At 74.3% G+C, this 18,483-nt stretch carries 11 protein-coding genes; 3 read left to right on the plus strand and 8 right to left on the minus strand.

Annotation, left to right across the window (positions count from 1 at the left end; all coding sequences use genetic code 11):
* Positions 1 to 166: 166 nt before the first annotated feature.
* Positions 167 to 991, minus strand: a complete 825-nt coding sequence (locus ACH4SL_RS35510; protein ID WP_398453955.1) for a sulfurtransferase — start codon at positions 989 to 991, stop codon at positions 167 to 169.
* A 136-nt stretch (positions 992 to 1,127) separates the two neighbouring features.
* Here ACH4SL_RS35510 and ACH4SL_RS35515 point away from each other — a divergent pair, with 136 nt between their 5' ends.
* Positions 1,128 to 1,901: a VOC family protein gene (locus ACH4SL_RS35515; protein ID WP_398453956.1), complete on the plus strand. Its 774-nt coding sequence runs from the start codon at positions 1,128 to 1,130 to the stop codon at positions 1,899 to 1,901.
* An 8-nt stretch (positions 1,902 to 1,909) separates the two neighbouring features.
* On the opposite strand, the gene ACH4SL_RS35520 is transcribed toward ACH4SL_RS35515, so the two are convergent.
* Positions 1,910 to 3,046 (minus strand): ROK family transcriptional regulator, encoded by a 1,137-nt coding sequence (locus tag ACH4SL_RS35520; protein WP_398453958.1) that lies wholly within the window; start codon positions 3,044 to 3,046, stop codon positions 1,910 to 1,912.
* A gap of 282 nt (positions 3,047 to 3,328) precedes the next feature.
* Between ACH4SL_RS35520 and ACH4SL_RS35525 the strand changes: the two genes are divergently transcribed.
* Positions 3,329 to 4,489: a Gfo/Idh/MocA family protein gene (locus tag ACH4SL_RS35525; protein WP_398454192.1), complete on the plus strand. Its 1,161-nt coding sequence runs from the start codon at positions 3,329 to 3,331 to the stop codon at positions 4,487 to 4,489.
* An 84-nt stretch (positions 4,490 to 4,573) separates the two neighbouring features.
* Positions 4,574 to 5,581 (plus strand): sugar phosphate isomerase/epimerase family protein, encoded by a 1,008-nt coding sequence (locus ACH4SL_RS35530; protein ID WP_398453961.1) that lies wholly within the window; start codon positions 4,574 to 4,576, stop codon positions 5,579 to 5,581.
* A gap of 80 nt (positions 5,582 to 5,661) precedes the next feature.
* Here the strand turns inward: ACH4SL_RS35530 and ACH4SL_RS35535 are convergent, their stop codons facing one another.
* The 6 genes from ACH4SL_RS35535 to ACH4SL_RS35560 form a co-directional block, all read right to left on the minus strand.
* On the minus strand, positions 5,662 to 9,312 hold the full coding sequence (locus tag ACH4SL_RS35535; protein ID WP_398453963.1) for a glycoside hydrolase family 3 C-terminal domain-containing protein: 3,651 nt from the start codon (positions 9,310 to 9,312) through the stop codon (positions 5,662 to 5,664).
* Between the two features lie 243 nt (positions 9,313 to 9,555).
* Positions 9,556 to 11,808: an ROK family protein gene (locus ACH4SL_RS35540; protein WP_398453965.1), complete on the minus strand. Its 2,253-nt coding sequence runs from the start codon at positions 11,806 to 11,808 to the stop codon at positions 9,556 to 9,558.
* Entirely contained in the window at positions 11,801 to 15,172 is a 3,372-nt protein-coding gene (locus ACH4SL_RS35545) for an alpha-mannosidase (RefSeq protein WP_398453968.1), read from the minus strand. Before ACH4SL_RS35545 ends, ACH4SL_RS35540 begins: the two co-directional genes overlap by 8 nt.
* A gap of 259 nt (positions 15,173 to 15,431) precedes the next feature.
* Positions 15,432 to 16,508 carry a Gfo/Idh/MocA family protein gene (locus ACH4SL_RS35550; RefSeq protein WP_398453970.1) on the minus strand — a complete coding sequence of 359 codons (1,077 nt, stop codon included), beginning with the start codon at positions 16,506 to 16,508 and terminating at the stop codon, positions 15,432 to 15,434.
* On the minus strand, positions 16,493 to 17,146 hold the full coding sequence (locus ACH4SL_RS35555; RefSeq protein ID WP_398453972.1) for a ThuA domain-containing protein: 654 nt from the start codon (positions 17,144 to 17,146) through the stop codon (positions 16,493 to 16,495). Before ACH4SL_RS35555 ends, ACH4SL_RS35550 begins: the two co-directional genes overlap by 16 nt.
* Positions 17,143 to 18,462, minus strand: a complete 1,320-nt coding sequence (locus ACH4SL_RS35560) for an enolase C-terminal domain-like protein (protein WP_398453975.1) — start codon at positions 18,460 to 18,462, stop codon at positions 17,143 to 17,145. Before ACH4SL_RS35560 ends, ACH4SL_RS35555 begins: the two co-directional genes overlap by 4 nt.
* Positions 18,463 to 18,483: the final 21 nt, after the last annotated feature.

Raw genomic sequence — 18,483 nt, forward strand, 5'->3', positions numbered from 1 at the left:
CGGGGCGCGGGTCGTCACCGACCCAAAGGGTCTCTTCGGTCCGATCCGGACCACCGGCCGGTGGTGGGTTGCTCGCGCAGTTCCCCGCGCCCCTGATGGTTGCCCGGCGCCGCAGGCGCAAGCCCCGCGCGGCAGCGCAGAACGCTTGCCGCGCGGGGCGAAGGGGTCAGAGGGGGCTGGGGCCCGTTTCGACGGGGAGGCCGGACGCAGTCCATTCGCTCCAGGAGCCGGGGTAGAGCGCCGCGGTGATGCCCGCCTCGGCGAGAGCGAGAACCTCCTGCGCGGCGGAGACGCCCGAGCCGCAGTAGACGCCGACCTCCGTGCCGGGCGCAGCCCCCAGCGCGGTGAAGCGGGCGGCGAGCGCCTGGGCCGGCAGGAAGGTGCCCTCGGCGGTCACGTTCCCGGTCGTGGGCGCGTTGACCGCGCCCGGGATGTGCCCGGCGACCGCGTCGATCGGCTCGACCTCTCCCCGGTAGCGCTCCCCGGCGCGGGCGTCGAGCAGCAGGCCGCTGCGGGCGAGCGCGGCGGCCCCCGCGGCGTCGAGCACCGGCATGCCGCCCGGCTTCGGCGTGAAGTCGCCCTCCCCCGGCGGGGGTTCCTCCGTGGAGAGCGGGAGTCCGGCGGCCCGCCAGGCGGCGAGCCCGCCGTCCAGCACCTTCACCCGGTGGTGGCCCGCCCAGCGCAGCAGCCACCAGGCGCGGGCGGGGCCCCAGCCGTTCCAGTCGTCGTAGACGACGACGTCGGAATCGGCGCTCACGCCCGCCCTGCGCATGGCGGCGCCGAACTCCTCGGCGTCCGGCAGCGGGTGGCGGCCGGCGGCGCCGGGCGGCGAGGCGAGTTCGGCGTCCAGGTCGACGTAACGGGCCCCGGGGATGTGCCCCTTGGCGTATTCACCGGCTCCGGGCGGTCCGCCCATCTTGTAGCGCACGTCGAGCAGGACCGGCGGCACGGGCGCGGCGGCGAGGTCGCCGGCCGAGATCAGGAAATCCATACGCCTATTGTGGAGGCCCGGCACCGCGTTGCGGCGCGGCCCGACGGCGTACCGCCACCCCTGGTGCGACGATCGCTGTGCCGGCTCCCGCGGAAAGCCGGGCAGGCAGCGGGCTGCCCACGAGGAGAGCGTTCGCATGACCACCGAGGTACCGGACCGGCGGGCGCCGGGCAGTCCTTGCTGGGCCAGTCTCATGGCCCACCGGGCGGACCGGACACGGGAGTTCTACGCGGCCCTGTTCGGCTGGGAGTTCGCGCCGGGGCCGCCGCAGCTCGGCTCGTACACGCTGGCGGCGAAGGACGGGCTGCGGGTCGCGGGGATCGGCGAGGGGTCGTCGGAGCCGCACCGCCCGGTGTCCTGGACGACGATGCTGGCGGCGGACGACGTGGACACCGCGGCGGAGCGGGTGCGCGAGTGCGGCGGCACGGTGGGCATCGGGCCGCTGAACGCGGGCGAGGACGGCCGGCTCGCCATCGCGGTGGACCCCTCGGGCGCGGTCTTCGGCATCTGGCAGGGCGGCCTGTTCAGCGGCGCGGACGTCATGGGGGTGCCGGGCAGTGTCGGCTGGAGCGAGCTGCTGACCCGTGAGGCGTCGATGGTCGGGAAGTTCTACGAGGTGGTCTTCGGCCTCACCGTGGAGCGGGTCGGGGAGCAGGACGAGGACCGCGCGGTGCTCGTGACCGGCGGCAACGCGGTCGCCGGGATCCGCGGGCTGGGCCGCGCGCTGCCGCGCGACCGCGGGGCGCACTGGATGACGAGCTTCGCCGTCGCGGACGTGGACGCCGCGGCCCATCTGGCCGTGCGGCTGGGCGGCCGGATCCTGACCGCCCCGCACGCGGGCCCGCACGGGCCCACGGCGGCGCTGTCCGACCCGGAGGGCTCCCCCTTCTCACTCGTGGGCCTGCCGTAGCGGCAGGCTCACGCCAGCAGTTGCGGGGCGGCCGTCAGCACCAGGCCCGCCGCGCCGCGGACCTCGGCGCCGGCGCCGAGGCCGCCGGTGACGATCTCGATGCCGCGGGCGGCGGAGGGCAGGGTGTGCCGCTCGATGCCCGCCCGGAGCGGTTCGAGCAGGTCCTCACCGGCCGCGGCGAGGTCGCCGCCGACCACGACGAGCCGCGGGTTGAGCAGCGTGACCAGGGTGGCCAGGGCGCGGCCCACCGCGTCACCGGCGTCCCGGACGGCCCGCAGCGCGCCGGTGTTGCGCTGCTTGATGAGCGCGAGCAGGTCGCGCGCGGCGATCGGTCGGCCCCAGCTCTGGCTGAGCAGCCGGGCGATGGCGACGGGGCTGGCGACGGTCTCCAGGCAGCCGCGGTTGCCGCAGCGGCAGATGAGCCCGTCGGTGATGAGCGGCAGGTGGCCGATCTCGCCCGCGAGGCCGCGGGCGCCGAGCAGCAGCCGCCCGTTGCTGACGATCCCCGCGCCGATGCCGGCGGACAGCCGGATGTAGACCATGTCGTCGACCTGCCGTCCGGCGCCGTACATCAGCTCGGCGAGGGCTCCGGCGTTGGCGTCGTTGGTGACGCGGACCGGCAGCCCGGTGCGGCCGCGCAGTTCGTCGGTGAGGTGCAGGCCGACCCAGCCGGGCATGATGCCCTCGGCGCCGAGTTCGCCGCTGCCCTTCTCGACGGGCGAGGCGATGCCCGCGCCGATGCCGAGCACCCGCGCGCGGTCGACGCCGGTCTCCTGGAGGGCGCGGCCGACGAGGACCGCGACGAGGTCGAGGGTCTCGCCGGGGGCGCGGTCGACGTCCTTGGCGACCCAGTGCTCCCACAGCACCGTGCCGAACAGGTCGCTGAGGATGACCCGGACGTGCTGGTGGCCGATGTCCGCGCCGATCGCGTACCCGGCGCTGGGCACCAGGGACAGCGTCTGGGCGGGGCGGCCGGTGCGCCGCGGCTCCGGCTCGTCGGCCCCTTCCCGGTGCGCCTCCTCGGTGACGAGGCCGACCGTGATGAGGTCGGCGACGAGTGAGGAGACGGTGGCCCGGGACAGCCCGGTGACCCGTACCAGTTCGGGGCGGCTGATGCGCGGCGCCGCGTGCAGCGCCTCCAGCACCCGGAGCCGTCCGACCTCGCGCAGGTTGACTGGTGTGTCGATCGTGACTCCCGTGGTGTGCCGGCGCGGCGCTGCGGGTAATCGGTTCGCAACACGGCGCCCTCTTGCGTCAGGCCCGGTCAAGAGCCTTGACTTATGACGAACTTCAGGCAGAAACTCGCGAACTGTTCTACCCAACTCGCTGACTTTCAGTCGATCCCGGATGAATAACGATTCACGGCCGCGCGCCGCCCGAGGAGGACACACGTGACGACGACAGACCCGCAGCCCCTGCGGATCGGCATGGTGGGCCATGCGTTCATGGGGGCGGCGCACTCGCACGCGTGGCGCACCGCGGGCCGCTTCTTCGACCTGCCGCGGCCGGTGGAGATGACCGCGGTGTGCGGGCGCTCGGCCGACCGCGTCCAGCAGGCCGCCGAGCGCTACGGCTGGCAGTCGTACGAGACGGACTGGCGCGTGCTGGTCGCCCGGCCGGACATCGATGTGGTGGACATCTGCACTCCCGGCGACAGCCACGCGGAGATCGCGCTCGCGGCGCTGGCCGCGGGCAAGCACGTGCTGTGCGAGAAGCCGCTGGCCAACTCGGTGCGGGAGGCCGAGGAGATGACCGTGGCGGCGGCCAAGGCGGCGGCCGAGGGCGTGCGTTCGATGGTCGCCTTCAACTACCGCCGGGTGCCGGCGCTGGCGCTCGCCCGGCAGCTGGTCGAGGAGGGCCGGCTGGGCCGGATCCACCAGGTGCGGGCGCAGTACCTGCAGGACTGGCTGGTCGACCCGGAATTCCCGCTGGCCTGGCGGCTGCGCAAGGACCGCGCGGGCTCCGGGGCGCTGGGGGATCTGGGCGCGCACAGCATCGACGTCGCCCAGTACCTGACCGGCCAGCGGATCTCGTCGGTGGGCGCGGTGCTGGAGACGTTCGTCACCGAGCGCCCGCTGCCGGCCACTTCCAGCGGCCTGTCCGGCACCGCGAGCAGCGAGCGCGGCCAGGTGACGGTGGACGACGCGGCGCTGTTCACCGCGCGCTTCGACGGCGGCGCGATCGGCGTGTTCGAGGCGACGCGCTTCGCCACCGGGCACAAGAACGCGATGCGGATCGAGATCAGCGGCTCGGCGGGCAGCCTGTCCTTCGACGCGGAGTCGATGAACGAGCTGTCCTTCCACGACCGCGGCGAGGACCCGTCGACCGCGGGCTTCCGCCGCATCCTGGTGACCGAGGACACCCACCCCTACCTGCACGCCTGGTGGCCGCCCGGCCACCTGATCGGCTACGAGCACACCTTCACCCACCAGGTGTCGGACTTCGTTTCGGCGATCGCCGAGGGCCGCGACCCGAAGCCGTCCTTCGCGGACGGCCTCCAGGTGCAGAAGGTGCTGTCCGCCGTAGAGTCCAGCGCGGCCGCGCTGGGCGTGCACATCCCCGTCCAGGGCGCTCCCGCGGCGTCCTGACGCCGGCGCCGCCCCTTCCCCGCCACCGGTCACCGTCCCCGCCCTCGCCCGTACTCCCGCCCACCTGTCCCAGGAGGACGCATCATGGCACGACCCGTCACGCTCTTCACCGGCCAGTTCGCCGATCTGCCCTTCACCGAGGTGTGCCGGCTGGCCTCGCAGTGGGGCTACGACGGCCTGGAGATCGCCTGCTGGGGCGACCACTTCGACGTCGAGGCGGCGCTCGCCGACGACGGCTACCTGCCGCGGCTGCGCGACACCCTGGACAAGCACGGGCTCAAGTGCTGGACGATCTCCTGCCACTTGACCGGGCAGGCGGTGTGCGACCACCCGATCGACGAGCGGCACCAGGGCATCCTGCCGGCCCGCATCTGGGGCGACGGGGAGCCCGAGGGGGTACGGCAGCGGGCGGCGGAGGAGATCAAGAACACCGCGCGCGCCGCGGCCGCCTTCGGGGTGGACACGGTGGTGGGCTTCACCGGCTCGTCGATCTGGCACACCGTGGCGATGTTCCCGCCGGTGCCGCCGTCGATGATCGAGCGCGGCTACCAGGACTTCGCCGACCGCTGGAACCCGATCCTGGACGTCTTCGACGAGGTCGGTGTGCGCTTCGCGCACGAGGTGCACCCCAGCGAGATCGCGTACGACTACCACACCACCGTGCGGACGCTGGAGGCGATCGGCCACCGCCCGGCCTTCGGGCTGAACTTCGACCCGAGCCACTTCGTGTGGCAGGACCTCGACCCGGTCGGCTTCCTGTGGGACTTCAAGGACCGGATCTACCACGTCGACTGCAAGGAGTCCGTCAAGCAGCTGAACGGGCGAAACGGCCGGCTCGGCTCGCACCTGCCGTGGGGCGACCCGCGGCGCGGCTGGGACTTCGTGTCCACCGGGCACGGCGACGTGCCGTGGGAGCCGGTCTTCCGGATGCTCAACAGCATCGGCTACGCGGGCCCGATCTCGGTCGAGTGGGAGGACGCCGGCATGGACCGCCTCCTGGGCGCCCCGCAGGCCCTCGCCCATGTGCGGGCGCTGGCCGCGATCGAGCCGCCGGCCGCCTCCTTCGACTCGGCGTTCAGCTCCTCCTCCTGACACCGCACGCGGTAAGGCAGCGGCCGCCCCGCCCGGAGAACCCGGGCGGGGCGGCCGCTGCCGTGTGCGGCGCCGGCGGCTCAGCCGCCGATCGCGACGGAGAACAGGTGCATGCCGACCTGGTGGTCGATCTGCCCCTTGCTGACGTTCGGCAGGGTGATCGCCTGCACGGTCTTGCCCGGCAGCAGGTCCACGGTGGCCGCGGAGATGTGCACGGTCTGCGTCTGCTGCCCGCCGCCGTTGTTCAGGTAGGGCAGGCTGGCGGCGAAGTCGCTGCCCTGCGAGGGTGCTCCGGCCCACCAGTCCGACAGCGCCAGCGCGTACGTCTGCGTGGTGCCGTCGGTGTAGAGGATCACGCCGGTGCCGGACGTGGAGCCGAAGGTGCTGGTGCCGACGAAGCCGAGCTTGCTGCCCGTCCCGGTGATCTGGACGGCCTGGCCGCCTGCGACGACGTTGTCGGGCTGCCCGGTGCCCGCGGTGGCGGGCCAGGGGAAGGACACCCCGTCGTGGTCGGTGCTCTTCCCGGCCGTCCAGCCCTGCGCGGCGAGCGCCTGGAGGGAGAGGCTGGCGCCCTCGGCGTCGATGCTGCCGGTCGTGGTGTGCGCGTCGTCGCTGATGCCCGAGTTGTCGAAGGCCGCGGCGAACGAGGCGTACGGGACGGTGACCGGGGCCTGCGCGCCGTAGTCGCCGCCCGGGGTGCTGACGGTCGCGCCGAGGGTGAGGGCGTCGGGCTTCGCCCCGTCCGGGACGGTCACGTTCCACCGGGTGGTGACCGACTGCCCGGGGCCGACCTCGCCGAAGACGTCCGGTGTGGCGGCGGTCGCCTGCCAGCCGTCCGGGACGGTGAGCCCCACCGCGACGTTCTGCACGGCCTGCGGGCTGCCGTTGGTAAAGGTCGTCGTGGCGGTCAGGGTGCTGCCCGCCGCGGCGATCGGCGGGGCGGTGAGGGTCAGCGTGTTGCGGACGACGATCGGCGCGGAGCCGGTGACGCCGCCCACGGTGGCCGACAGGGTCGCGACGCCGTCGGCGACCGCGTGCACGGTGCCGTCCGCGTCGACCGAGGCGACCGCCGGGTTGCTGCTGGCGTAGCGGACCTTGGTCTTGGACAGGTCCACGAAGGACTGGTCGTTGTTGACCGCCTCGACGACGCCGTCCGCGGTGATCGAGGTGTCGCGCTGCTCGCGCGTGTGGTCGGTGTCGTCCGCGATCCACCGGTTCCTGCCGGCGAGCGAGAAGGTGGCGCCCGCGTCCAGCACGACGTTCTCCGGCTGGACGGTGACGGTCTGCACCTTCGGGGTGAGGCTGCCGGTGATCTTGACCTTGGTGCTGCCCGCGGGGTGCGCGGAGTCCGGGCCGACCGAGAAGCGGTAGCCGCCGGCCGGCACGGTCTGCCGCGAGGCGGCGGCGTCCCACACCGCGAGGTCGGCGGCCTTGACGGTGAAGCTGAGGTGCTGGGACTTGCCGGGCTTCAGCACCTTGGTCTTGCCGAAGCCCGCGAGCCGCTGCTGCGGCAGGGTGAGGCCGGGGACGGCGAAGGGGGTGGCCGCGTAGAGCTGGGCGACGGCGGCGCCGGCGGCCTTGCCGGTGTTGGTGACGTCGACGCCGATCTTGACGGTGCCGTCCGCGGTGATCTGCGACTTGTTGGCGCTGATGTTCGTGAAGGAGAAGCTGGTGTAGCTCAGGCCGTAGCCGAAGGGGTAGGTCGGCTCGCCGGTGAAGTACTGGTAGGTGCGGCCGAGTCCGCCGGTCTCGGCCGGGGTGAGGCCGTAGTTCTGCTTGTCGGGGAGCTGCGAGTCGTCCTTGTACCAGGTGAAGTTCAGGTGCGCGGAGGGATTCTGCTTGCCGAAGAGTACGTCGGCGAGCGCGGTGCCCTGGTCCTGGCCGTTGTAGCCGCTGAAGAGGACCGAGGAGACCTTGTCCTGCACGTCGTCGACCTTGACCGGGCCGTCGGACTGGATGACCAGGGCCGTCCTGTCGTTGCCGAGGGCGGCGGTCTGGTCGATGAGCGAGTGGTAGTTGCCGGGCATGGCGAGGTTGTCGCGGTCGTTGCCCTCGTCGCCGTTGGCCTGGGTGGTGCCGACGAAGACCACGACGAGGTCCGCGGCCTTGATCGCGTCCTTGGTCGCGTCGCTGAGCACCGCCGGGGTGGTGGCGGTGGAGGAGGTGCCTGCCGCGTCGTAGACGACCGAGGCGTACGGGTCGACCGAGTGGACGGCGTTGAGCACGCCGCGCAGCGGGGTCGTGGTGTGGCTGGGCTTGCCGGAGTAGAGGCCGAGGGTGGTGGCGTCGGCGAGGTCGCCGAGGACCACGACCTTCTTCGCCTTGGCGACGTCCACCGGCAGCAGGGGCGCCTTGGCGGCGGCCGGCTTCGCGTTCTTGAGCAGCACCAGCGAGTTGTCGGCGACCTCGGTGGCCAGCGCCTGGTGCGCGGGGCTCTCCACCTGGTCCTTGGTGATCTTCGTGTACGGCACCGAGGCCGCCGGGTCGAACTCGCCGGTGGCCATCCGCACCGCGAAGACCTGCACCAGCGCGGTGTCCACGACGCCCTCGCTGAGCGCGCCGGAGGCGATGGCCTCCTGGATGTTCGCGGTGGTGGCCTCGTCACCGGTGCAGTTCAGGTCGGTGCCGGCGCGCAGCGCATAGGCCTGGCTGCCGGCCTGGCCGGAGAGCTTCCTGCCGGTCGCGGTCTCGGTCCAGGTGGGGTTGTCCGCGTCGTGGTCGGTGGTCCACCCGGGCGGCGCCCAGTCGTGGCCGCCGGGGAACTGCCGCCAGCCGGTGCCGACGGCGCCGCAGTCGGAGGTGATGTAGCCGTCGAAGCCGTAGGTGCGCTGCGCGAGTTCGTCGGTGGTGTACGTGTCGGCGACCGAGGGGGTGCCGTTGATCGCGTTGTACGACGTCATGAGGCCGGCCACGTGCGCCTGCTCGATGAGGTCGCGGAACTGCGCGGTGTAGTAGTCGCGCAGCTCGGTGTCGCTCACGTCGGAGCTGATGCCGGTGCGGTTGTCCTCGACGTTGTTGAGGGCGTAGTGCTTGGCGGTCGCGGCGACCTTGAGGTAGCCGGTCGGGGAGCTTCCGTCGGGGTTGTTGCCCTGGTAGCCGTCGATGAACTGCCCGGCCATCTGCCCGACGAAGTACGGGTCCTCGCCGAACGCCTCGTCGGTACGGCCCCAGCGCGGGTCGCGGTCCAGGTTGACGGTGGGCGCCCAGAAGGTGAGCGAGCCGTAGTCGTCGGCCGAGGGCCCGAGGTTGTTCTGCCCCTTGCCGAACAGCGACTTGTCCAGGAAGCCGCGGATCTCGTCGGAGATCGCCGTGGTCTCCCGGTACATCAGGTCCTTGTCCCAGGACATCGACGAGGCGAAGTTGACCGGGAAGCTGGTCGCCGCCGGGTCGAGCTCGCCCTGCCCGCCCGCCGCGGTGTCGGCGCCGAGCCGGTTGACGCCGTGCTGGCCCTCGCTCCAGTAGGTGTACTGCTGGACGCCGAGCCGCGGAATGGCGGGGGCGTTGTTCGTGCTGAGCTGGTGCACCTTCTCCTCCAGCGTCATCCGGGACACCAGGTCCGCGGCGCGCTCCTCGAAGGAGTAGTGGGTGTCCAGGTAGATCGGGGTGGCCGCGGCCGTCGCGCGGGGGGTGCCGGCCGCGGCCGCGGCGCCGCTCCCCGCGGTCAACGCCGCCGCGCACGCCATGGCGCACGCGACGGCGACTCCCGCGCGCCGGCGCTTTCGCTGGTCCATCCTGCCTCCGTAACTCATCGAGCAGGGACCCGGGCCGCTCCGCGACTTTCGTCCAAGTCCGGAGAAAGGTCCGGGCAGTGCGGTAACAACTGGGCAGTGTGTGGCCAGATCTGATGCAAGGTCAAGACGTTTGCACGAAATTATCCGATGAATAATGCTGGAAAATGACACACTGGATCACGCAAATTGCGCAAGTTCCTTGCAGTGGCGAGGTCGCGGCAGGCCCTGGGCCGACCGCGCCGCTCAGGAGCGGTCCCGGCCGCGCAGCCGCGGGGTGAAGGTGGCGTGGAAGATCGTCGATGCCGCGCCGACCGCCGCGGCCTCCGCGCTGAGCACCGACGGCTCCACCTCGACCTGGCGCAGCCGGCGCGCCTGCGGGAAGTCGTTGACCACCCGGCGGATCTCGTCCAGGTAGTAGGAGGCCGTGTCGTCGGTGAAGAAGGGGCCGCCCAGCACGATCAGGTCGATGTCCAGCAGGTCGACCAGCCCCAGCGCGCCGCGCCCGACCGCTCCCGCGACCTCCCGCAGCGCCGCGGCCGCCGCGGGGTCGCCGCCCGCCGCTGCCCGCCCCACCGCGTGGTAGGCCGCCGACGAGCCGCCGGGCCCGCCCGGCGCGGACGGGTCGGCGCGGCCCGCCGCCCGCAGGCCCAGCCGCGCCGCCGCCTCGGGCACGGACACCGGCGGGTTGCACTCCGGCAGCAGCTCGGGCCTGCCGTCCGGGCCGACCCGGCCGAGCGCGACCGCGCACAGCTGGCCGAACTCCCCGGCGTTGGCGCTCACCCCGCGGTAGATGTCGCCGTTGAGGTAGAGGCCGGAGCCCACGCCCGTACCGAGGTAGAGGTACGCGAAGTCGCGTGCCCGGCGGTCGCGGCCGATCCACCGCTCCCCCGCGGCCGCGGCCAGCGAGTCCTTCTCGATGATCACCGGGCAGGGGAAGTGGTCCTGGAGCAGGTAGAGCAGCGGCAGGTCGTTCCACGCCGACATCAGCGGCGGGTCCAGCACGGTGCCCGACGCGATGTCGACCGGGCCCGGCACGGCGACACCGATACCGAGGAAGCCGTCCGCGCGCAGCGCGCCGCGCGCCTTCTCCAGCGCCTCCCGGCCCAGCGCGACGACCTGTGCGACGAATTCACCCGGGTCGATGTCGGCGCTGACCGGCCGGGTGCAGGTGCACACGATCGCGCCGTCCAGGTCGATGACGACCGCGGTGATCACCTCGGGGTCGATGTGCAGGCCCAGCGCGTGCGCCGCGGTGCCGCACAGCCGCACCGGTGTGCGCGGCTTGCCCGAGGTCGCCCGCCGCTGCGCGTCCTCGACGAGGATGCCGCGGTCCAGCAGCGACCGGGCGATCCGGGAGACGGACTGCTGGGTGAGGCCGGTGCGGTGCGCGATCTCGCCGCGGGTGATGGTGCCGGCCAGCCGTACGGCCTCGATCACCACGCACTCGTTGAACGAGCCCAGGTCGATCTGGTTGACGCCGCTGGAGGACACCTGGCGTGGGACCGCTCCCAGGGCGGCGGCGTCCGGGGCCGCGGCCCTGGGGTCGCGCAGATGCCCGGCGACGCTCTCCCGCAGCCAGCCCACCGGGCCCTCGGCCTGCTGGAGCGCGGCGATCAGGTCGAGGTAGACGCGGCGCGACGACTCCGGGTGGCTGGTGCTGTCCAGCGCGACCATCGCGCGCAGGAAGCCGCGCCAGGACGACCGGGCCGGCAGCAGGTGCCGGCTGGGGCCGCCCCGCGGCGCGGCGGGCAGCACGTCCGGCGCGGCCCCGTCGTCCCACAGCGTGACGGCGTGCAGCGCGATGTCCGGGTGGTGACCGGCGGCGGCGGCGAGGAAGGCGGCGAGCCCGTCCGCGCCGGGCGGCCGGGGCGCGGCGGCCCGGCCCGCGGGGCGGCGCTCCTCCAGCGCCCGGCCGAGCCCGTCCAGCACGTCCTCGCCGATCACGGTCGCCGCCGGGCCCGGCGCCGCTGCCCGGCGGCTGCGGGTCCCGGCCAGCAGCACCGCGCGGCGCGCGTCGGCGTAGAGGCCGAGCACCCATACGTCGGGGCCGGGCAGCGGCGGGACGGTCGGCACCTCGGGGCCCGGGGCACCGGCTTCCGGGGTGAGGCGCCAGCGGCGCCGGATGGCGGCCACCGTGGCGTGCGACAGGCCCAGTTCGCGGGCGATGGCCCGGCCCGCGCCGCTGCCGCCGGGGGCGAGCAGGGCGCGGGTGACGACCTCGGCCTCGTCGACGGTGGCGGGCCGTCCGGTGCGCGGGCGCTGCTCCAGGCCGCGCAGGCCCGCGCTCTGCCAGCGGTGCCGCCAGGTGCCGACGGTCTGCCGGGAGATGCCGAGCCGGCGGGCGATCTCGGCGTCCCGCACGCCCTCCTCGGCGAGCAGCACCACCCGGGCGCGTACCGCGAGCGGCCCGCCCTCGGCGGCCCAGCCGCGCAGCACCTCGCGGCTGCCGGGCTGCTCCTCCCCCGTGGCCACGGTGACGGTCCCGGCCTCAGCCACGGCGGGGGCCTGTGGTGGAAGCGGCGTCGTCCACGCCAGGCGCTTCCCCGGGTGGCGCCCCGGGGCGCGAGGGAGCGGGCAGCAGGTCGCTGCCGCCGAGGGCAGCGGGAGAGCCGTGCCGACGGCCGGCGGCGCCTCCTGCCGAAGGCGCGGGCAGGGCGGGCGTGCCGGGCTCCTGCGCGCGGGCGGGACTTTCGCCGCGGGGTCCCGCCCCGCGTGCTGTGGCCGGGGTCAGCCGCAGCGTGAGGATCTGGAACGGGCGCAGGGTGAGCGGTACGCCGTCGGCGGCGTGCGGGCGGGGGCTCAGCGGGGACTCCAGCAGGTCGGTTTCGTGGACGGCGGCGACGGGGAAGCCGGCCGCGAGCGTGGCGGTCGCGCGGCCGCCCCGCGACTCGTACAGTCTGACAACGATGTCTCCGCTGCGGTCGTCGGCCAGCTTGACCGTTTCCACCAGCACGTCCGGGTGGTCGACGGCGACCAGCGGCTCCTGCGGGCGGTCGGGGCCGGGGCGCAGCGGCAGGGCGAGCGCGTAGCCCTCGGCGACCGCGTCGCCGATCCCGGCGCCCGGGCGCAGGGTGTGCCGGAAGTGCTGGACGCCGCGGTCGGCGTGCGGGTCGGGGCTGTGCGGGGCGCGCAGCAAGGTGCTGCGGACGACCGTGGTGGTGCCGCCGTCGGCGCGGGTGTGCCGGGTGACGTCGTAGCCGTAGCCCGCGTCGCCGGCCAGGGCGACGCCGAAACCGTGCTCGCCGACGTGGATCCAGCGCTGGGCGGCGGCCTCCTGGTGGGCGGCGTCCTGCGCGGTGTTCTCGTGCGTGGGGCGGGTGACGTGCCCGAACTGCACTTCGGCGCGGGTGTTCTCGGCGTGCACGTCCAGCGGCCAGGCGGCCTTGAGCACGGTGTCCTGCTCGCGCCAGTCGACCTCGGTGTCCACCGCGAGCACCCGGCTGCCCGCGCCGAGCGCGAGGTCCTGGACAACGGTGGAGCGGCCGGTGCCGCGGGTCACCCGCACCACGGCGAGCAGCGGTCCGGCCGCCCGTACCTCGACCCGTTCGGCGGTGTCGAGGTCGCGGCGGGTCGCGCGGTAGCCGGGGTCGAGCTGCTGGGCGCTCCAGCCGGCCGGCTCGTCGCGGTGCAGTTGGAGCAGGTTGCCCGCCTCGCCGGGGGCAATGGCGTCCCGCCCGGCGGCCAGGTCGACCGCGGAGCGCACCAGGCCGGCGGCGTCGACGCGGACCCGGAGCAGGCCGTTGTCCAGGACGTGCCCGCCGTCGTCGGTCGCGGTGACGGTGACCGGGGCGGTGCCGTCGAGCGGCAGTCCCGCGGGGCCGGCGCCGAGGGCGGGCGCCTGCGCCAGGACGGCCACCTTGCCGTCGGGCAGCGGCTGGGCGACGGGGTAGCAGGCACCGGCGCCGGCCTCGGGCGCGGGCAGCACGGCGACCTCGCGGCGGGCGTGCGGCGCGGAGTTGAGCACGTGCGCGCCCTCGGGGTCGCCGGTCGCACGCCGCACCAGCCGGTCGAGGCGGCGGTGGACGTCGCGGTGGGCCTGCTCGGCCTCCTCGTGCACCCAGGCGATCGAGGTGCCGGGCAGGATGTCGTGGCACTGCTGGAGCAGCACCTTCTTCCACAGCCGTTCCAGCTCCTGGTAGGGGTAGGCGGCGCCGAGCCGCACCGCGGCGGTGGCCGACCACAGCTCGGCCTCGTGCAGCAGCGCCTCGCTGCGCCGGTTGCCGCGCTTGGTGCGGGCCTGGCTCGTGTACGAACCGGTGTGCGGGGTCAGGTCGATCTCGCCGCGCCAGACCGGGGCGGCGGCGCGGCCGTCCCCTCCGGCGGGCCCGCCCGGTCCGCCCGCGGGCGCGGCGTACTCGGCGGCGGCGTCGCGGAAGAAGTGGTCGGGCCGGCGCAGCGTCACACGCGGGGCGCCGTCGAGGTCGGCGAGGCGGCGGGCGCGCTCCAGCATCTCGCGGTCGGGCCCGCCGTCGCTGCGGCCGAAGGGCAGCAGCGAGCGGGTGGCGAGCCCCTTCTCGGCGAAGCCCGCGACGGCGTCGGCGGTGTCCCCCGCGGTCAGCTCGCTGCCCTCGGGCCCGCCGGGCGCGAGGTGGGTGAACAGCCGGGTGCCGTCGAGGCCCTCCCACCAGAAGGTGTGGTGCGCGGGGCCGCAGCCCGGGTCGGGGCGGCGGCTGAGGAACCAGGTGGCGCCGGACAGCGCCGCGATCTGCGGGAAGGCGGCGGAGGCGCCGGACGCGTCGGGCAGCCAGACCCCGTCGCTCTCGACACCGAGCTCGTCGCGGAAGAAGCGCCGCCCGTAGACGAACTGCCGCACCAGCGCCTCGCCGCCGGGCAGTTCCGCGTCGGCCTCGACCCACATGCCGCCGACCGGCGCCCAGGTGCCGTGCGCGACGGCCTTGCGTATCCGCTCGAAGACGTGCGGGTGGTGCTCCTTGGTCCAGGCGTAGTGCTGGGCGGCGGACGCGGCGACGATCAGCTCGGGGTATTCCTCGGTGAGCGCGGCCATGGTGCTGAAGGTGCGGGCGCACTTGCGCACGGTCTCGCGCACCGGCCACAGCCAGGCGGAGTCGATGTGCGCGTGGCCGACGGCGTCCAGGCGGTGGGCGGAGTCGTGGGCCGGGCGGGCGAGCAGCGGGGCGAGGACGGCGCGGGCGCGGGCCGCGGTGCGGCCGACCGCGCGCGGGTCGACGGCGGCGATCGCGCGCTCCAGGCCGACGGCGATCTCGTACCGCCGCGGGGTGCCGTCGGGCAGCGCGCGCATCAGGCCGAGCAGCGTCTCGACGTCGTGGACGAGCTGCCACACGTCCTCGTCGCGGATGGCGAGGTCGGCGCGGCGCAGCCGGAAGAGCGGGGTGTCGCCGGCGGTCGCGGGGTCGCCGTAGCGGGTGCCCGCGCCGCTGCCGCCCTCGATGCGGGGGTTGGCCGCGGCCTCGACGAGCAGCCGGACGCTCTCGCCGCCGGACGCCGAGCGGTGCAGCAGCACCGCGCCGAGCCCGGGGTGCAGGCCCTGCAGCGGGATGCCGTGCGCGTCGTGGACGAGGGCCTCGGCGCGGCCGCCGCGGTCACCCGCGCCCTCCTCGGCGCCGAGGTCGACGAGCGCCTCGACGCGGCGGCCCGCCCACCGCTCGGGCACGGTCGCGCGGACGTCGAACCAGCTGGTCGCCCAGGGACGGCCCCAGGAGTCGCCCACGGTGAAGGGGGTGAAGTCGGCACGCAGGGCCACCTCGGCGGGCACCGGTTCACCGGCGATGTGCCAGGCGCCGACGTCCATGGGCAGCCGCTGCGGATAGAGCGCGGGGCGCAGCCTGTCGGCGAGGAAGGCGGCCGTGCGCTCTTCCCCGGAAGTGGTCCGGTCATGCATGGGCAGCCCTTCCTGTCCAGCCAGTAACCGCTATGTAAAACCATGTGTGTTATCAAGTCAACGCTTACGACACTTTCGGCTTTCTTGCAGGTCGTGACCTGCGAAGACGTAATTGTCAGGCGAATTAACCGCCGCTGCGCGCATTCTTCGGACGATAATTGACATGACATCGGGGAGACGAAAAGACGGCGGAGGGACCGGCCCCCATGACCGGTACCTCCGCCGCCCTTCCGTGCCCGCGCCGCCGCTGGTGGCGGGCTTATGTGAGCGGCACCGCCGCGGGGCGCTCGCACGCAGTGGCGACGGCCAGCGCGCGGCCGTCGTGCGCCGCATCCAGCAGGGTGAGCATCACGTCGAGGACGTGCTCGGCCAGTTCGCCCGACGCCAGGTGCGGGCGGCCCGCCGCCACGGCCCCGGCGAGGTCCGCGAGCCCGGTGCCGCGCCCGGCGCCGCGGTGGCCCGCGGAGACCGGGAGCTGCTGCCAGGCACCGCCGGTGAAGAACTCCACGGGGCCGTCGAAGCCGTTCGGGTCCGGGACCCCGAGCGAGCCCCGCGTCCCATGCACCTCGATCCGCGGCAGGTGGGCGGCGTGGATGTCGAAGCTCATCACCAGCGTGGACAGCGCGCCCCCGGCGTGCTCCAGCACGCCCGTGACGTGCGTGTCGACCTCGACCGGGAAGCGCTGCCCGGCCCGCGGCCCGCTGCCGATCTCCCGCTCGGCGCGCGGGGTGCTCGCCGCGCCGGTCACCTTGACGACCGGCCCGAGCAGGTGCACCAGCGCCGAGAGGTAGTACGGGCCCATGTCCAGCAGCGGCCCGCCGCCCGGCCGGTAGTAGAACTCCGGGTCGGGGTGCCAGGCCTCGTGGCCCGCGGTGGTCATGAAGGCCGTCGCGGCGACCGGCCGGCCGATCAGCCCGTCGTCGACCGCCTTGCGCGCGGTCTGGGTGCCGGTGCCGAGCACGGTGTCCGGCGCGCTGCCGACCCGGACGCCCGCGGTGCGCGCGGCGGCCAGGACGGCGGTGGCCTCCGCGCGGGTCGCGGCGAGCGGCTTCTCGCCGTAGACGTGCTTGCCCGCCGCGATCGCGGCGAGCGCGACCTCGGCGTGCACCGCGGGGATCGTCAGGTTGAGCACCGCGTCCACGTCGTCGCGCGCGACCAGCTCGGCGACATCGCTCGCGACCTCGGCGCCGGCCGCCGCGGCGGCCTCCTTGGCGCGTGCCGGGTCCAGGTCCGTCACGGCGGTCAGCCGCAGGGTGTCCAGCCGGGCGATGGTGTCGAGGTACTGGCCGCTGATCTTGCCGGCCCCGACCATGCCTATCCTCAGCGGCTCGCCCACAGCAGTCCCCTCTCGGTGATCGCCCGCACCTCGGGCACGTCGAAGTCGTCGGCCTTGTGGCCGATGGCGGAGACGAAGACCCGTCCCGCGCCGTGCGTCCTGGTCCACACCTGCGGCATGACCACGTCCTGCGGGCGGTCGCCGGCGGCCGGGAAGACCGAGGTGGCCAGCACCTGGCTCGCCGGGTCGGTGGACATGAAGTAGTGCTCGGTGTGCACCGCGAAGTCCTTCAGGCCCGCGGTGATCGCGTGGCCGTCGCCGGTCAGTTCGACGGTGTAGTCGACGAAGCCGGGCGGGTGCATGAGGAACTGGCCGCCGGTCAACTGGGCGTAGTCCAGGTCGCCGCGGAAGGAGTCCAGGACCCCGCCGTGCCAGCCGGCGAACCCGGTGCCCGCGCGCACCGCGGCGGACAGGCCCCGGCTCTGCTCGGGCGTGATCGCGCCCATCGTCCAGCACTGGACGACCAGGTCGGTGCCGGCCAGCAGCGCGTCGTCGGTGTAGACGTCGAGCGAGTCGGAGATCTCGACGGCGAAGCCCTGGTCCTGGAGGAAGGGCAGGAAGAGGCCGGTGATCTCCACCGGGCTGTGCCCTTCCCAGCCGCCCCGGACGACCAGGGCCTTCCGTACGGATTCGGTCACGGGCGTTGCACGCTCCCATCGGTGTTGCGCAGCAGGGCCCACCGGTCGTGGGCCAGCGGTTCGGGTACCGGGTACCGGCGTGCGGCGGCCTCGTCGAAGTCGACCCCGTGGCCGGGCGCCTCGTTGGGGCGCAGGCCCCCGCCCTCCGCCACGACCGTACCCGGGTAGACCTCGTGCACCGGCGGCTTGAAGACGGCCGCCTCCTGCACCCCGAAGGCGTGGCTGGAGATGTCCATGGCCAGGGTCGCGGCCTGCGCGACCGGGCTGACGTCGGCCGGGCCGTGCGGCGCGAGGCGCACCCCGCGCAGCTCGCACATGGCCGCGACCTTGCGCGCCGGGGTCAGTCCGCCGAGCGTGGGGACCCTGATCCGGGCGAAGTCGATGTCCGGCCCGGCGAGCAGCGCGGTGAACTGCGCCGGGTCGTGGAAGAGCTCGCCGACCGCGAGCGGTACGGGCGAGGCGTCGTGCAGCCGCTTGAAGTGGCCGGCGTCCTCGGGGGCGAGCAGGTCCTCGACGAAGTACATCCGGGCGTCCTCGACGCGGCGCAGGAACTCCCTGGCCTGCCGCGGGTCGAGGCGCTCGTGCACGTCGTGCAGCAGCTCGACGTCGTCGCCGACCAGCTCGCGGACCCGGGTGAGGACCGGCGGGACGTGCCGCAGGTAGCCGGCGCTGTCCCACGGCACCCGCCGCTCGTGCACCGCCCGCGGGTCGGCCGCGCCGCCGCCCGCGGTGCCGTACGTGTCGGCGCCGGGCACCGCGGCCTGGATCCGCACGTGCCGGTAGCCGCGCTCGCGGGCGGCCAGCACCTTGTCGGCGATCTCGGCGGCGTCCTGGCCGTCGACGTGCGTGTAGGCCTCGGCGAAGGCCCGGACCCGGCCGCCGAACAGCGAGTGCAGCGGGACCCCGAGGCGCTTGGCCTTCAGATCCCACAGCGCGACGTCGACCCCGCCGAGAGCGTTTCCGGTGACGGAGCCGCCGCGCCAGTAGCCGCTGTTGAGCAGCAGCCGGTGGATGTCCTCGATGTCGTCGGGGTCGCGGCCGACCAGCAGCGGTGCGACGTAAGTGTCGAGGACCGAGCGGACGGCCAGCGTACGCTGGGGGTCGCTCGCACAGCCGAGGCCGTAGAGTCCCGGGTCGTCGGTCTCGACCCGGACGACGAGGTGGGGACAGCCGTGCGGGGCTGTCAGGAACGTGCGGACGGCCGTGATGCGTACGGCGGCACCGCGCTCCTCGACCCACGGTGCGGGGGCGAGGACCACGGGTCCGTCGGGGGCGGTGCCGGTATGGCTGTCGGTGCCGGCATCAGGCAATGCCATGTGGGCTCCCACGTACAGATA

Source organism: Streptomyces sp. NPDC021020 (genome assembly GCF_044333285.1).
Lineage (GTDB): Bacteria > Actinomycetota > Actinomycetes > Streptomycetales > Streptomycetaceae > Actinacidiphila.

What these genes read in the sequence shown, in the direction of transcription:
- ACH4SL_RS35510 (WP_398453955.1), bottom strand. Translation starts at nt 991, where the DNA reads ATGGATTTCCTGATCTCGGCCGGCGACCTCGCCGCCGCGCCCGTGCCG.
- ACH4SL_RS35515 (WP_398453956.1), top strand. Translation starts at nt 1,128, where the DNA reads ATGACCACCGAGGTACCGGACCGGCGGGCGCCGGGCAGTCCTTGCTGG.
- ACH4SL_RS35525 (WP_398454192.1), top strand. Translation starts at nt 3,329, where the DNA reads ATGGTGGGCCATGCGTTCATGGGGGCGGCGCACTCGCACGCGTGGCGC.
- ACH4SL_RS35530 (WP_398453961.1), top strand. Translation starts at nt 4,574, where the DNA reads ATGGCACGACCCGTCACGCTCTTCACCGGCCAGTTCGCCGATCTGCCC.
- ACH4SL_RS35535 (WP_398453963.1), bottom strand. Translation starts at nt 9,312, where the DNA reads ATGGACCAGCGAAAGCGCCGGCGCGCGGGAGTCGCCGTCGCGTGCGCC.
- ACH4SL_RS35545 (WP_398453968.1), bottom strand. Translation starts at nt 15,172, where the DNA reads ATGCATGACCGGACCACTTCCGGGGAAGAGCGCACGGCCGCCTTCCTC.
- ACH4SL_RS35560 (WP_398453975.1), bottom strand. Translation starts at nt 18,462, where the DNA reads ATGGCATTGCCTGATGCCGGCACCGACAGCCATACCGGCACCGCCCCC.